At 69.9% G+C, this 13,584-nt stretch carries 11 protein-coding genes; 6 read left to right on the top strand and 5 right to left on the bottom strand.

Features of this window, described 5'->3' with window-relative positions; genetic code table 11:
- The 3 genes from ASF88_RS06610 to ASF88_RS06600 form a co-directional block, all read right to left on the bottom strand.
- Entirely contained in the window at window positions 1–1,311 is a 1,311-nt protein-coding gene (locus ASF88_RS06610; RefSeq protein WP_055915725.1) for an RNA polymerase sigma factor, read from the bottom strand.
- 161 nt (window positions 1,312–1,472) lie between these two features.
- Window positions 1,473–2,813, bottom strand: coding sequence for an MFS transporter (locus ASF88_RS06605; RefSeq protein WP_055915723.1), 1,341 nt, complete (start codon window positions 2,811–2,813; stop codon window positions 1,473–1,475).
- Between the two features lie 60 nt (window positions 2,814–2,873).
- Window positions 2,874–3,803 (bottom strand): proteasome assembly chaperone family protein, encoded by a 930-nt coding sequence (locus tag ASF88_RS06600; RefSeq protein WP_055915721.1) that lies wholly within the window; start codon window positions 3,801–3,803, stop codon window positions 2,874–2,876.
- Between the two features lie 118 nt (window positions 3,804–3,921).
- Between ASF88_RS06600 and ASF88_RS06595 the strand changes: the two genes are divergently transcribed.
- From ASF88_RS06595 to sucB, 3 genes are all read left to right on the top strand, one after another.
- Window positions 3,922–5,403 carry a leucyl aminopeptidase gene (locus ASF88_RS06595; RefSeq protein WP_055915719.1) on the top strand — a complete coding sequence of 494 codons (1,482 nt, stop codon included), beginning with the start codon at window positions 3,922–3,924 and terminating at the stop codon, window positions 5,401–5,403.
- Window positions 5,404–5,508: 105 nt separating this feature from the next.
- Window positions 5,509–6,882, top strand: a complete 1,374-nt coding sequence (gene lpdA, locus ASF88_RS06590) for a dihydrolipoyl dehydrogenase (RefSeq protein ID WP_055915717.1) — start codon at window positions 5,509–5,511, stop codon at window positions 6,880–6,882.
- Window positions 6,883–6,948: 66 nt separating this feature from the next.
- Window positions 6,949–8,418 carry a 2-oxoglutarate dehydrogenase, E2 component, dihydrolipoamide succinyltransferase gene (gene sucB / locus ASF88_RS06585; RefSeq protein WP_055915715.1) on the top strand — a complete coding sequence of 490 codons (1,470 nt, stop codon included), beginning with the start codon at window positions 6,949–6,951 and terminating at the stop codon, window positions 8,416–8,418.
- A 13-nt stretch (window positions 8,419–8,431) separates the two neighbouring features.
- On the opposite strand, the gene ASF88_RS06580 is transcribed toward sucB, so the two are convergent.
- A complete protein-coding gene (locus tag ASF88_RS06580) occupies window positions 8,432–9,703 on the bottom strand; it encodes a hypothetical protein (protein WP_055915713.1) in 1,272 nt (423 codons plus the stop codon).
- 147 nt (window positions 9,704–9,850) lie between these two features.
- Here ASF88_RS06580 and lipB point away from each other — a divergent pair, with 147 nt between their 5' ends.
- From lipB to ASF88_RS06565, 3 genes are all read left to right on the top strand, one after another.
- A complete protein-coding gene (gene lipB / locus ASF88_RS06575; protein ID WP_055915711.1) occupies window positions 9,851–10,561 on the top strand; it encodes a lipoyl(octanoyl) transferase LipB in 711 nt (236 codons plus the stop codon).
- Entirely contained in the window at window positions 10,558–11,547 is a 990-nt protein-coding gene (gene lipA, locus ASF88_RS06570) for a lipoyl synthase (protein ID WP_055915709.1), read from the top strand. The genes lipB and lipA overlap by 4 nt, the downstream gene beginning before the upstream one ends.
- Before the next feature lie 85 nt (window positions 11,548–11,632).
- Window positions 11,633–12,331, top strand: coding sequence for a DUF4191 domain-containing protein (locus tag ASF88_RS06565; protein ID WP_055915707.1), 699 nt, complete (start codon window positions 11,633–11,635; stop codon window positions 12,329–12,331).
- Window positions 12,332–12,361: 30 nt separating this feature from the next.
- Here ASF88_RS06565 and ASF88_RS06560 read toward each other — a convergent pair whose 3' ends face one another.
- The gene (locus ASF88_RS06560; RefSeq protein ID WP_055915705.1) at window positions 12,362–13,558 is read right to left on the bottom strand and encodes a low temperature requirement protein A; all 1,197 of its coding nucleotides are present in this window, start codon (window positions 13,556–13,558) and stop codon (window positions 12,362–12,364) included.
- Window positions 13,559–13,584: the final 26 nt, after the last annotated feature.

Raw genomic sequence — 13,584 nt, 5'->3', positions numbered from 1 at the left:
TTACTCGAGGTAGTCGCGCAGCGACTGCGAGCGGGACGGGTGGCGGAGCTTCGCCATCGTCTTCGACTCGATCTGACGGATGCGCTCACGCGTCACGCCGAAGGTGTCGCCGATCTGGTCGAGCGTCTTCGGCATACCGTCACCCAGGCCGAAGCGCATGCGGATCACGCCCGCCTCGCGCTCGGACAGGGAGTCGAGGAGGCTCTCCAGCTGCTTCTGCAGCATGGTGAAACCGACCGCGTCGGCCGGGACGACCGCCTCGGTGTCCTCGATCAGGTCGCCGAACTCACTGTCGCCGTCCTCGCCGAGCGGCGTGTGCAGCGAGATGGGCTCGCGACCGTACTTCTGGACCTCGATGACCTTCTCCGGGGTCATGTCGAGTTCCTTCGACAGCTCCTCGGGGGTGGGCTCGCGGCCCAGGTCCTGCAGCATCTGGCGCTGCACACGGGCCAGCTTGTTGATGACCTCCACCATGTGCACCGGGATGCGGATGGTGCGGGCCTGGTCGGCCATCGCGCGCGTGATCGCCTGACGGATCCACCAGGTGGCGTAGGTCGAGAACTTGAAGCCCTTGGTGTAGTCGAACTTCTCGACCGCACGGATCAGGCCCAGGTTGCCCTCCTGGATGAGGTCGAGGAACTGCATGCCGCGGCCGGTATAGCGCTTGGCGAGGCTGACCACGAGGCGCAGGTTCGCACCGAGCAGGTGGCTCTTGGCGCGCTGGCCGTCGCGGGCGACCCAGCGAAGCTCGCGCTCGAGCTCCTTCGGCATGTTCGGGGTGTTCGCGAGCTTGTCCTCCGCGAACAGGCCGGCCTCGATACGCATCGCGAGCTCGACCTCCTCCGCGGCGTTCAGCAGCGGGACCTTGCCGATCTGCTTCAGGTAGTCCTTGACCGGGTCGGCCGTCGCGCCGGTGATCGTCGTCGAGTAGACAGGGACGTCGTCGTCCTCGTCGACCGCGCGGAGCACGAGTGCGTCGGTGGGCAGCGGAGCGTCGGCCGCGGCCTGGACGGCGGCGCTCTCGCCCTTCGGGCCGGACTCCTCGGAGTCGTCGCCCTCGGTCTCGTCAGCGTCCTCGGCGTCGTCGGCCTCGGCGGCGTCTTCCACGTCGATCTCGACCTCGGCGTCGTCGTCGAGCTCTTCGTCGTCGTCGCCCTTGGCGGCCTTCTTGGTGGTCGCCTTCTTCGCGGGCGCCTTGGCGGCCTTCTTGGCCGCAGGCTTCTTCGTCGCGGTCCCCTCAGCCGCGGCGACCTCTTCGGTTTCGTCTACGACTTCGGCCTCGCGGGCCTTGGTAGCTGCACGGGTTGCCATGTGAACACCTTTCATACCGGGCGGAAGGCCGTGGTGCGCCGACCGGGCGCCCGACTCAGGTCGCGTGCGGACATTACTAAGACCCATGTCAAGTACTGGGTGAGTGCGACGGGCACCATCGAGTGCTCCGACCCCAGGACATGAACGGGTCCAGATATCAATTATTGCACGTTCTCGCCAGGCTCCCGACCACTTCGCCTCCGCCAAACGTCTATGAGTGCAACCCACAGAGGCCCCACTTCTATTCCCTCGTCCTGCGCCAGCCGCCGGCGCGTGCGGCGGCGTGCCCGCACCAGGAAGACGACGCCGATCCCGACGATCACGTACTGCACGGCGAAGGCCCAGCGAAAGGAGTCGAGAGCGTACAGTCCCGCGGTCGTGTGGGCGGTGTTCTGGGCGTCGAGGGCGACGCCGATGAGGAACATCATCACGAAGCTGGCGAGGAACCCTCCCACGTTCACGATGCCGTTGGCGGACCCGAGACTGTGCAGCGGGTTCGAAGTGCGTGCGAAGTCGAAACCGATCAGCGATCCGGGTCCGCCGATGCCGATCGCCACCAGCAGCAGGATCAGCAACCAGAGCGGAGGGGTTCCCGGCCACAGCAGCACGAGAGCCCAGACCAGTCCCATCATCGCGACGATCCCGAGCACCAGGTTGCTGCGCCGCAGCGGGAAGCGGGCGGTCAGCAGCCCGAGGATCGGCCCTGCGATCAGTCCGGCGACGACAGACACGATGAGGAGGCCGCTGGCCTCGGCCGGGTCGATGCCCAGCGCGAACACCATGAACGGCAGACCCCACATCAGGCTGAAGACGGTGCCAGACGACTGCGTCGTGAAGTGCGACCAGAAGCCGAGCTGCGTGCCCGGCCGCGCCAGGCTGATGCGCAGCTGCCGGATCGACTCCGACCAGGAGGCGGGACGCGGCCCCTCGCTCGATCCGACCGGCCGGTCGCGGATGGCGGCGACGATGCCGACGAGCGCGACCACCGATACCGACGCCGCGCTCAGGAAGGCGGTCGTCCAGCCGGACTGGTGCAGCAGGAGGGCGAACGGGACGGCCGACAGCACCTGGCCGAGCTGACCGATGTTGCCGATCCACTGCGAGAGCTGAGGGACCAGTTTGCCGCGGAACCACGAGTTCACCAGCCGCATGAGAGAGGTGAAGACCGTGGCGTCGCCCGCCCCGACCAGGATGCGGCCGATGATCGCCAACGTGATCGTCGGCGCGAAGGCGACGGTGACCTGCCCGACCACCATCAGCGCCGTGCCGGCGATCATGAGCGCGCGGGAGCCCACCCGGTCGATGAGGACGCCGACGGGGACCTGCATGGCTGCGTACACGATCAGCTGCACGACGGCGAGCGACGAGAGCACGGCTGCCGAGACATGGAACCGCTCGGTGGCCGCCACACCGGCGACGCCGATGCTGGTGCGCTGCATGACGGCGACGAGATAAGCGAACACCCCGATCCCGAAGATGACCCAGGACCGCCGCGAATTCACCCCACGATCCTATGCCCGGGGCACCGCATCACCCGGACGGGGCGTCGTCTCCCCGACGGATCAGCGGTCGCCGCGGGGGTTCTCGTCGTCGCCGTGACGGCGGAAGGCGAGGAAGTTCTCAAGCTCGGCGGCGATCTCATCGGCGCTCGGCAGCTCGCCGTCGCGATCGGTCAGCGGCGAGCGCAGCTGGGTGTCCTCCATGTAGCTGTCGTGACGCTCCTCCAGCGTGCCGACCAGCTTGCCGAGCTCGGCATTGCCTGCGACCTGCTCGTCGATGTTCGCGACGAACTCGCGGTCTTCCTCGCGGAGGCGGTCGGTGGGGAAGATGAGTCCGGTCGCGGCGCTGATGCTCTCGAGCCCGGCGATCGCGGCCGCGGGATACTCGGTGTCGGCCAGGTAGTGCGGGATCAGCAGGACGAATCCCGCGATCGGGTACGACAGCTGCTGGAGGCGGTACTCGAGGAGGTGGAGGGCGTTGCCGGGCACCTGGGTCTGCGGCTTCCAGATCGACATGGCCTCGATCAGGTCGCTGCGGTTGCCGCTGACGGTCACGCCGATCGGGCGCGTGTGCGGCACCGGCATGGGGATGGCGTGCACCCAGGTCACGCTCTTGACCTTGAAGCGGTCGATGAGGCCGAGCACGGCGTCGGTGAACGCCTCCCACCGGAAGTCGGGCTCGAAGCCGGAGAGGAAGAGGAAGGGCTGGCGGAGCTCGTCGTAGACCAGGTGCAGGCGCAGCGTCGACGGCTGGTAGTCGGCGAGGTGGTCCTGGTCGAAGTAGATGATCGGCCGGCGCGCACGGTAGTCGAGGAGGATGTCGGCGTCGAAGGTCGCGACGACCTCGCTGTCGAGCGTGCCGAGAAGATAGGTGCCGAGCTGGCTGACCCCGGAGCCGGCGTCGGCGAACCCGGTGAGCCCCGCGATCAGCGGAAGGCCCTCCGGCACCTCCAGTGCCGGGTTCAGCTCGTACAGTTCGCCGGGGTCTCGCATATCTCAACTCTAGGCCGAGCTCCCGGCCCGCGCTCTGCGACCGGACCCGCTCGCAGCACGCCCACAGCGAACAGGCGGCATCCGCGAGGAGACGGTCGGCAACGGCTAATGTCGAGGCATGACCGCTCCCGCACTCCGTCTCTCGTCCGCTCCCTCGCCCGAAGCCGCCGTCCTCGTGCTCGCGGCGCGCACCGGTTCCGACGGCGTCACCGTCGTCTCCACGGGCGCACGCGACGGGCTCGCCGGCGAACTGGCCGCGGTCGGCTTCGGCGGGGGCAAGGACGAGCTGGTGCGCCTCCCCGGCGCCGCGGGAGGTCCCGGGCTCGCGATCGTCGGCCTCCCCGAGCCGGTCGACGAGGACGCCCTCCGGTATGCGGCGGGAACGGCGATCCGGCAGCTCGCGGGCGTCGGCCACGTCGCCCTCGACCTCCCGACGGCCGACGACGCCCAGCTGGGCGCCGTGCTCGAAGGGGCGGCGCTCGGCGCCTACGCCTTCACCGAGTACCGCTCGGCGAGCCGCGCGGGGGTGAAGGCTCCTGTCGAGACGATCGAGGCGATCGGTTCGTCCGACGCGGGCGACACCCTCGTCGCCCGCGCCCTGGCCGTCTCGGGCGCCGCCTCCCTCGTGAAAGACCTGGTCAACACTCCCCCGATCGACCTCTACCCCGCCTCGTTCGCCGCGCGGGTCGAGGAGGCCGCGGAGGGTCTCCCCGTCACGTTCGAGGTCTGGGACGAGCGCCGGCTGGCCGCAGAAGGATTCGGCGGCATCCTGGGCGTCGGCCAGGGGTCGACCCGTCCCCCGCGGCTGGTGAAGGTCGACTACGCGCCGGCGGACGCAGGCAAGCACCTCGCCCTGGTCGGCAAGGGCATCACCTTCGACTCAGGCGGCCTCTCGCTCAAGCCCGCCTCCGGCATGGTCGGGATGAAGTACGACATGACCGGCGCCGCAACGGTGCTCGCCGTCGCCCTCGCCGCCGCGCGCCTCGCGCTGCCGGTGCGCGTCACCGCGTGGCTCTGCCTGGCCGAGAACATGCCGTCAGGGTCGGCCATCCGCCCCAACGACGTGCTGCGCATCCGCGGCGGCCGCACCGTCGAGGTGCTCAACACCGACGCGGAGGGCCGGCTCGTGCTCGCGGACGGTCTCGTCGCCGCCGGTGAGGAGCACCCGGACGCGATCGTCGACGTCGCGACGCTCACCGGCGCGGCGATGGTCGCACTGGGCACCCGCTACGCGGCCGTCATGGGCTCCGACGACCTGGTCGGCGACGTCCTCGCCGCGGCCAAGGCCTCCGGCGAGCTGCTCTGGCCGATGCCGCTCGCGAGCGAGCTGCGCGCGACCATCAACTCCGACGTCGCCGACATCGCCAACGCCAACCCGGGAGTCACCGCGGGCGGAATGCTGCTGGCCGGCGTCTTCCTGCAGGAGTTCATCGGCCGCACCGGCGACGCGGAGGACGCCCCTCGCATCCCGTGGGCGCACCTCGACATCGCGGGCCCGGCCAAGGGTCCGTCGGCGCCCTACGGCTTCACCGCCAAGGGACCGTCCGCCGTGAGCGTACGCGCGCTCATCCGTTTGGCCGAGGACTTTTCCCAGAGGTAGTAGGGTCGTATGGGCGGGAAAATCCTGCCCATGCAAACCTGCCTCGAGCCACCCCTCGGGGCAGGATCGTGTCACGAATCCTGATGCACGCGAGGGAGTAGCTGGGTGTCTGAGCAGAACTTTGACATTGTGGTGCTCGGCGGTGGGAGTGGAGGCTACGCAGCAGCGCTGCGGGCGGCCGAACTCGGTTTCACCGTCGGCATGATCGAGAAGGACAAGGTCGGCGGCACCTGCCTGCACCGCGGCTGCGTCCCGACGAAGGCGCTGCTCCACGCGGCGGAGGTCGCGGACTACACCCGCGAGTCGGCCAAGTACGGAATCGTGACCGAGATGCAGGGCGTCGACATCAACGGCGTCACCGAGTACCGCACCGGAATCGTCGCGAAGAAGTACAAGGGCCTGCAGGGCCTGGTGAAGGCCCGCGGCATCACCGTCATCGAGGGCGAGGGCCGCCTCACCTCCCCGACCACCGTGCAGGTCGGCGACGACACCATCGTCGGCAAGAACGTCATCCTCGCCACCGGCTCCTACTCGCGCAGCCTCCCCGGCCTCGAGATCGGCGGCCGCGTGATCGCCAGCGAGCAGGCTCTCGAGCTCGACTTCGTGCCCAAGAAGGTCGCCGTGCTCGGCGGCGGCGTCATCGGCGTCGAGTTCGCCAGCGTCTGGAAGTCGTTCGGCGCCGAGGTCACGATCATCGAGGCCCTTCCGCACCTGGTCCCCAACGAGGACGAGTCGATCAGCAAGTCGCTCGAGCGCGCCTTCCGCCGCCGCGGCATCGACTACCGTCTCGGCGTCCGCTTCTCCGGCGTGACCCAGAACGAGAGCGGCGTCGTCGTCTCGCTCGAAGACGGCAGCACCGTCGAGGCCGAGCTCCTGCTCGTCGCCGTCGGCCGCGGCCCGCTCACGCAGGGCCTGGGCTACGACGAGGTCGGCATCACGCTCGACCGCGGCTTCGTCATCACCGACGAGCGCCTCCAGACCAACATCCCCGGCGTCTACGCCGTCGGCGACATCGTCCCCGGCCTGCAGCTCGCTCACCGCGGCTTCCAGCAGGGCATCTTCGTCGCCGAGGAGATCGCGGGCCTGAACCCGATCATCGTCCCCGACGTCAACATCCCCAAGGTGACCTACTGCGACCCGGAGGTCGCCTCGATCGGCCTCACCGAGGCGAAAGCGGTCGAGCAGTACGGCGCCGACGCGGTGAGCAGCTACGACTACAGCCTGGCCGGCAACGCCAAGAGCGAGATCATCAACACCAACGGCTCGGTCAAGGTCGTGCGCGTGAACGACGGCCCCGTCGTCGGCGTGCACATGATCGGCGCCCGTGTCGGCGAACTCATCGGCGAGGCGCAGCTTGTCGTGAACTGGGAGGCGTACCCGGAGGACATCGCCCCGTTCATCCACGCGCACCCGACGCAGAACGAGTCGCTGGGCGAGGCCTTCCTGTACCTCGCCGGCAAGCCGCTGCACACCCTCTAAAGACGTCTGCCGCGGAAGCGGCTGCAATAAGCTACTGAACGATCAGGTTTTGAAGGAGAGAAGCTCATGAGCGAATCCGTCAGCCTCCCGGCACTCGGCGAGAGTGTCACGGAAGGCACGGTCACCCGCTGGCTGAAGAACGTTGGCGACCGTGTCGAGGTCGACGAGCCCTTGCTCGAAGTCTCGACCGACAAGGTCGACACCGAGATCCCCTCGCCCGTCGCGGGCGTCATCGAGGCGATCCTGGTGCAGGAGGACGAGACCGTCGAGGTGGGCACCGCGCTCGTGACGATCGGCGACGGCTCCGGGGCCGGCTCGGCTCCCGAGGCCGCCGCCCCGGCTGCTGAGGCCGCTCCGGCCGCTGAGGCTGCTCCCGCCGAGGCTGCTGCTCCCGCGCAGGAGGCTGCTCCGACCCCGGCTGCGGCCCCCGCACAGGAGGCTGCTCCGGCACCCGCCGCAGCTCCCGCACAGGAGGCCGCTCCTGCCGCCGCCGCACCGGCTCAGGAGGCGCCTGCCCCCGCCGCACCGGCTCAGGAGGCTCCCGCCGCCGAGCCGGCTCCCGCGCCCGCTCAGGAGGCTCCGGCCCCCGCCGCAGAGCCCACTCCGGCTCCGGCCGCCACCTCGGGTGCGCACGCCGGCAACGCCGGCTACGTCACCCCGATCGTGCGCAAGCTCGCGAACGAGCAGGGCGTCGACCTGTCGACCGTCACCGGCACCGGTGTCGGCGGACGTATCCGCAAGGAGGACATCCTGTCGGCCGCCGCTCCGGCGCCCGCGGCTGCCGCTCCCGCCGCGGCGGCCCCGGTCGTCGAGGTCTCGCCGCTGCGCGGCACCACGCAGCAGATGACGCGCCTGCGCAAGGTCGTGGCCGAGCGCGCCGTCGTCTCGATGCAGTCGACCGCTCAGCTGACGACCGTCGTCGAGGTGGACGTGACGAAGGTCGCCGCCCTTCGCGACAAGGTCAAGGCCGACTTCCTCGCCAAGACCGGCACGAAGCTCTCCTTCCTGCCGTTCTTCGCTCTCGCCGCCGCCGAGGCGCTGAAGGCCTACCCGGTCATCAATGCCACGGTCGACGGGGACAGCATCGTCTACCCGGACCACGAGAACATCTCGATCGCCGTCGACACCGAGCGCGGGCTGCTGACCCCGGTCATCCGCAACGCGTCCGACCTCGACATCGCGGGTCTCGCGCGTGAGATCGCCGACCTGGCCGAGCGGACGCGCGACAACCGCCTCAAGCCGGACGAGCTCGCCGGCGGCACCTTCACGCTGACCAACACCGGTTCGCGCGGCGCCCTGTTCGACACCCCGGTCGTCTTCCTCCCGCAGGTCGCGATCCTGGGAACGGGCATCGTCACGAAGAAGCCGGTCGTCATCTCGGCCGACGGCACCGACTCGATCGCGATCCGCTCGACGGTGTACCTCGCCCTGTCGTACGACCACCGCATCGTCGATGGCGCGGACGCCGCCCGCTTCCTGGTCGCGGTGAAGAACCGCCTCGAGGGTGGCGCGTTCGAGGGCAGCCTCGGCATCTGACCCACGCGCGACGTCAGCCGTCGCACGAGTCGCGGCTGCCGGCCGCGAATTCGCACCTGTTCGGCCCTGTTCCGCTTTCGCGGAACGGGGCCGAACTGCTTTTCCCGACCGCGTCGCCTCCGTCTTGAGCGGGCGGGAACAGCACCAGCGCGAGCAGCACAGCCGCTACCGGGACGACGGCGACGGCGACGACCAGCGGCCGGGCGACCGCCCACGCGCGCACGACGCCCATCGCCCTCCCCACGGGCCGATCCCCGATCCCGTCGAGCAGCCGCTCCACAGCCCGCAACATCCGATCGCCCCCTGCGGGGTCGCGCGCGGGCGCCTTCGCTTGTCGTGACGACGCCCGGTGCCGAGTGGCGGGCAGTGGCGCGGTGCCCGGCGGCACGAACCCTTCGTCGTCCGCTCGACTCCGCGGGATGACCTCGGGACTCGCCGCTCGTCGCTCTCCCTCGGCGGATCGCACCGCCTCACGACCGACCGACGCCTCGAGCTCCGGCGACGACGACACAGCACGCGCGGCCTCCTCGGCAACCGGCGCGTTCTCCGTCCGTAGGACGTCCGAGTGCGCCTCCCGCTGCCTCGCGACGGCGATCGGGTCCGCTGTGCACAGGACCGCACGGATGACGTCCTCCCAGCGCCGGTGACCGGCGGCGGTGGCCGCTGCCAGCAGTGCCGCACCGGGCGCTCCGCCCACCGCGGCGCACACCGTCGCGGCGAGGCTGGCGTACGCCTTCACATCAGCCTTGGCAGCGTCGTGATCGAGCGGCCTCACCGGATCGATGCCCGTAAGGACCGGACAGCCGTCGTCGCGGAATCCGACGCCGTGCGGCGTGAGCCGCACACCCGCCCGGCCGCACGCATGGAGGTCGGCGAGACCGCGCGCGACCGCCACCAGCACCGTGACGGCCTCCCCCACCGCCAGCCTCGCACGGCGCGCGACAAGCTCGTCGAGCGTTCCGCCTGCCGGATGCTCGACGAGGCGCACCACGACTGCCCGACCTCCTCGCCCACGCGTCGCGCGGAGCGGCGGCGGGGACAGTGTCCGAGGAAGGTGCTCCGACACGGCTCCCGGCAATCCGTCTTGCGCGAACGCAGCGTCCTCGTCTCGAACGCTCACGGTCGCGAGTGCCGGGCCACGCAGCTCTCCCCCGCTGACGACGATCGACACGCCGTCACCCTCCCGTCGCCCGTCACCCCACCGCTCGATCACCCACCCCGCCTCCGCGGCGACAGCCGCAGCCCGCCGTGCCAGATCGATCGGTCGCCGCGTGTAGATGCCCATGCCACATCTCATCCCGCCCGAACCGCGTGCAGGCGGCCGGTCCGAAGATCGGTGGAGAACCCGTCCATGCGCCCATCTGTGAAGGACGGAAGGAGCGAAAGCAGCACAGTTTCGAATTTCTGGACTGAGTCCACATAGGATGCTCTCATGACTGTCTTCGATGTCTCCGGGGTCGGCTCCCACCCTGTTCCCTACGACGAGGCGCTGCTGCGCCAGCGCGCCGTCCACGCCCAGGTCTCCTCCGGCGCCGCGCCCGACACCGTCCTGCTCCTGGAGCACGAATCCGTCTTCACCGCCGGCAAGCGCACCTCCCCCGAGGAGCGACCGACAGACGGCACCCCGGTGATCGACGTCGACCGCGGCGGAAAGATCACCTGGCACGGGCCGGGTCAGCTCGTCGGCTACCCGATCCTGCGGCTCGCCGAGCCGATCGACGTCGTCGGCTACGTCCGCTGGCTCGAAGACGTGCTCATCGGCGTGCTGAGCGGTCTGGGAGTGCCAGGCGAGCGCGTCGACGGACGATCCGGGGTCTGGCTGCGCGGCCTGCCCGGCGACGACGGGACGGCCCGTGACGAGAAGATCGCCGCGATCGGCATCCGTGTGGCCGAGGGCGTGACCATGCACGGCTTCGCGCTGAACTGCTCCAACAGCCTCGACGCCTACGACACGATCGTCGCCTGCGGCATCCGCGATGCCGGCGTCACGACGATCTCGCGCGTGCTCGGGCGCACGGTCACGCCGCAGGAGGTCGCCCCGCTGGTGCAGGCCGCCCTCGACCGCAGGCTGGCCGATCCGGCCTCCAGCCCGGTCGCGGCAGCGACCCGCACCGAAGGCACCGCGCAGGAGGTCGCCGCATGAGCGCCCCGGTCGAGGGTCGCAAGCTCCTCCGGCTCGAGGTGCGCAACGCCCAGACGCCCATCGAGCGCAAGCCCGCCTGGATCAAGACGAAGGCCAAGATGGGCCCGGAGTACCGGCAGCTGCAGAACCTGGTGAAATCCGAAGAACTGCACACCGTCTGCCAGGAGGCCGGCTGCCCCAACATCTACGAGTGCTGGGAGGATCGCGAGGCGACGTTCCTCATCGGCGGCTCCCAGTGCACCCGGCGCTGCGACTTCTGTCAGATCGACACCGGCAAGCCCGCCGAGTTCGACCGCGACGAACCGCGACGCGTGGGCGAGTCGGTTGCGAAGATGGGACTGCGCTACTCTACGGTGACCGGCGTGGCCCGCGACGACCTGGAGGACGAGGGGTCGTGGCTGTACGCCGAGACCATCCGCGAGATCCACCGGCAGAGCCCCGGCACGGGAGTGGAGATCCTGGTGCCCGACTTCTCCGGCAACCCGGAGTACCTCGGCGAAGTGTTCTCCGCCGAGCCGGAGGTGTTCGCGCACAACGTCGAGACGGTCCCGCGCATCTTCAAGCGCATCCGGCCGGCGTTCCGGTACGAGCGCTCGCTCGACGTGATCACCCAGGGTCGAGCCGCCGGCCTCATCACGAAGTCGAACCTCATCCTCGGGATGGGCGAGGAGCGCGCCGAGATCAGTCAGGCGCTCCATGACCTCCACGACGCCGGCACCGACATCATCACGATCACCCAGTACCTGCGGCCGAGTCCGCGCCACCTTCCCGTGGCGCGCTGGGTGCACCCGGACGAGTTCGTCGAGCTCAAGCAGGAGGCCGAGGAGATCGGCTTCCTCGGCGTGCTGTCGGGTCCGCTGGTGCGCTCGTCGTACCGTGCTGGCCGGCTCTGGGCGCAGTCGATGCAGGCGAAGGGACGGCCGGTCCCGGCCGAGCTGCAGCACCTCGCGGACGCCTCCTCCGGGTTCGCGCAGGCTGTCTCCTGACCGCCCGGACGACAGCCCCCGGCCGGCACTACGCCGGCCGTGAACAGGTCATCAAGGGAGCGGCCGAGCCGGTATCCTTGTGACTATGGCACGCAAGGACAAGTCCACCAAGGAGCCCGGTCGGCTGAAGCAGATGTGGCAGGTCTTCCAGATGACCCGTCGCTACGACGATCGTGCCCTGCTCTACATCGTGGGCGGAATCGTGCTGCCGATCCTGGCCGGCATCGCGATGGCGGTGTTCCTGTCCGGCGGCAACGTCTTCACCATGGTGCTCTGGATCGTGGCGGGCGTCCTCGCGGGCGTGCTCGTCGGCCTGGTCATCCTGGGGCGTCGTGCCGAGCGTGCCGCGTACTCGCAGATCGAGGGCCAGCCGGGAGCCGTGGGCGCCGTGCTGCGCAGCTCGCTCAAGCGCAGCTGGCGCGGCTCCGAGATGCCGATCGCGGTCAACGGCAAGACCCAGGACGCCGTCTACCGCGCGACCGGTCGCGGCGGCGTGGTGCTCATCAGCGAAGGCCCCAAGACCCGCACGCAGCGCATGGTGGACGAGGAGCGCCGCAAGATCACGCGCGTGCTGCCCAACGTGCCCGTCACCACGATCTCGGTCGGCCCCGACGCCGACTCCGTTCCGCTGCACAAGATCCCGCGGACGCTCGCCAAGATCAAGCCGTCGCTCACCAAGGCGGAGGTGCTGGCGATCAGCAACCGCCTCCAGTCGCTCGAGAACCCGATGCCCATCCCCAAGGGCGTCGACCCGATGAAGGTGCGCGCTCAGCGCGCGCGCTGACCCGAGCACCCGACCAGTCCCGAGTGTCGCCTACGCGGCGGCAGCCTCGGTGTCACGCACACGGCGGCGATACAGGAGTTGGTCGGCGACGAGCACGACCGCCAGCACGAGGTTCACGGCCCAGGCCACGACGGCCGTCGGCAGGAGGCCGCCCATCGGCCAGAGCACTCCGAGCGCGAGTGCGCCGACCACGACGGTGAGCGACCAGCGCATCCCCGTCGCCCGGCGGAAGAGCAGCAGGCCGATCAGGTAGACGATCGCCGAACCGCACAGCAGTCCCGTCGTCCACGGTGCCGGCCTGCCGGTCGGATGCTCGAGGACGAGCCCGTCGGCGACGGCGGAGAGCACGATCCCGAGCACGAGGAGCAGCGGGATGTAGGTGTACGCCGTCTGCGCGATCAGCCCCGGCTCCGCTGCGCCTTCCAGATACTCGCTCCCGCCCCGCTGCGCGTGCGCGAAGTAGAGCAGCCAGAGCAGCACCGTGCCCGCGAACGCTGCCAGGAACGCGCCGAGATGCACGACGTCGAGCGGCGCCGTCGAGAAGGCCGCACCCGTGACCACGATCGACTCACCCAGCGCGATGATGAGGAACAGACTCACCCGCTCGGACATGTGGGTGCCGGAGATGTTCCAGGTCGACAGCTGTGACCGGCCGAGCCCCGGCGTCCAGAACCGCAGCCTCGGCCCGATGTAATCGATGGCCAGTGCGATCAGCCAGACGGTGAGCCGCGCCTCGTCGGGGAGGAACGCTCCCGTGATCCAGAGCGCGCCCGCCACCGCGTGCCACACGATGATGCGGACGAAGTTGACCGCGTGGTCGCGCTGCGCCCCCGAGAAGGCGAAGAAGGTGAAGACACTCCTGCTGAGCTGCATGAGCACGAGGCTCACCGCGAACAGCACGGCACGGTCGCCGAAGGCCTCCGGGATCGCCGACGCGAGCAGGAGACCGAGCAGCATGAGCACGACGAAGAGCGCGCGGACCGGTCCGGTCTCCGGGTCGAGCCAGCTCGAGGCCCAGGTGGTGAACATCCACACCCACCAGACCACCATCGCGAGCATCACGGTGTGGAGCAGCGACAGTGCGGACTGCTCCTGGAGCAGCACGTGCGAGACCTGGGTGACGGCGAACACGAACACGAGGTCGAAGAAGAGCTCGGTGTAGGTCACCCGGTGGGCGTCTGCGGCCTCCGACCGCAGCACATCGCGGGGGAAGCCGAACGCGCGCATGGCAGGAGTGTAGCTGCGTCCCTCGT

Source organism: Leifsonia sp. Leaf336 (genome assembly GCF_001423695.1).
In the GTDB taxonomy this organism is placed as follows: Bacteria; Actinomycetota; Actinomycetes; order Actinomycetales; family Microbacteriaceae; genus Leifsonia.
The sequence above is the reverse complement of the archived record's forward strand: the minus strand, read 5'-3'. Positions and strand labels throughout refer to the sequence as shown.

Coding starts and splice junctions, on each gene's coding strand:
- ASF88_RS06610 (WP_055915725.1), bottom strand. CDS start 1,311: ATGGCAACCCGTGCAGCTACCAAGGCCCGCGAGGCCGAAGTCGTAGAC.
- ASF88_RS06600 (WP_055915721.1), bottom strand. CDS start 3,803: ATGCGAGACCCCGGCGAACTGTACGAGCTGAACCCGGCACTGGAGGTG.
- ASF88_RS06595 (WP_055915719.1), top strand. CDS start 3,922: ATGACCGCTCCCGCACTCCGTCTCTCGTCCGCTCCCTCGCCCGAAGCC.
- sucB (WP_055915715.1), top strand. CDS start 6,949: ATGAGCGAATCCGTCAGCCTCCCGGCACTCGGCGAGAGTGTCACGGAA.
- ASF88_RS06580 (WP_055915713.1), bottom strand. CDS start 9,703: ATGGGCATCTACACGCGGCGACCGATCGATCTGGCACGGCGGGCTGCG.
- lipB (WP_055915711.1), top strand. CDS start 9,851: ATGACTGTCTTCGATGTCTCCGGGGTCGGCTCCCACCCTGTTCCCTAC.
- lipA (WP_055915709.1), top strand. CDS start 10,558: ATGAGCGCCCCGGTCGAGGGTCGCAAGCTCCTCCGGCTCGAGGTGCGC.
- ASF88_RS06565 (WP_055915707.1), top strand. CDS start 11,633: ATGGCACGCAAGGACAAGTCCACCAAGGAGCCCGGTCGGCTGAAGCAG.
- ASF88_RS06560 (WP_055915705.1), bottom strand. CDS start 13,558: ATGCGCGCGTTCGGCTTCCCCCGCGATGTGCTGCGGTCGGAGGCCGCA.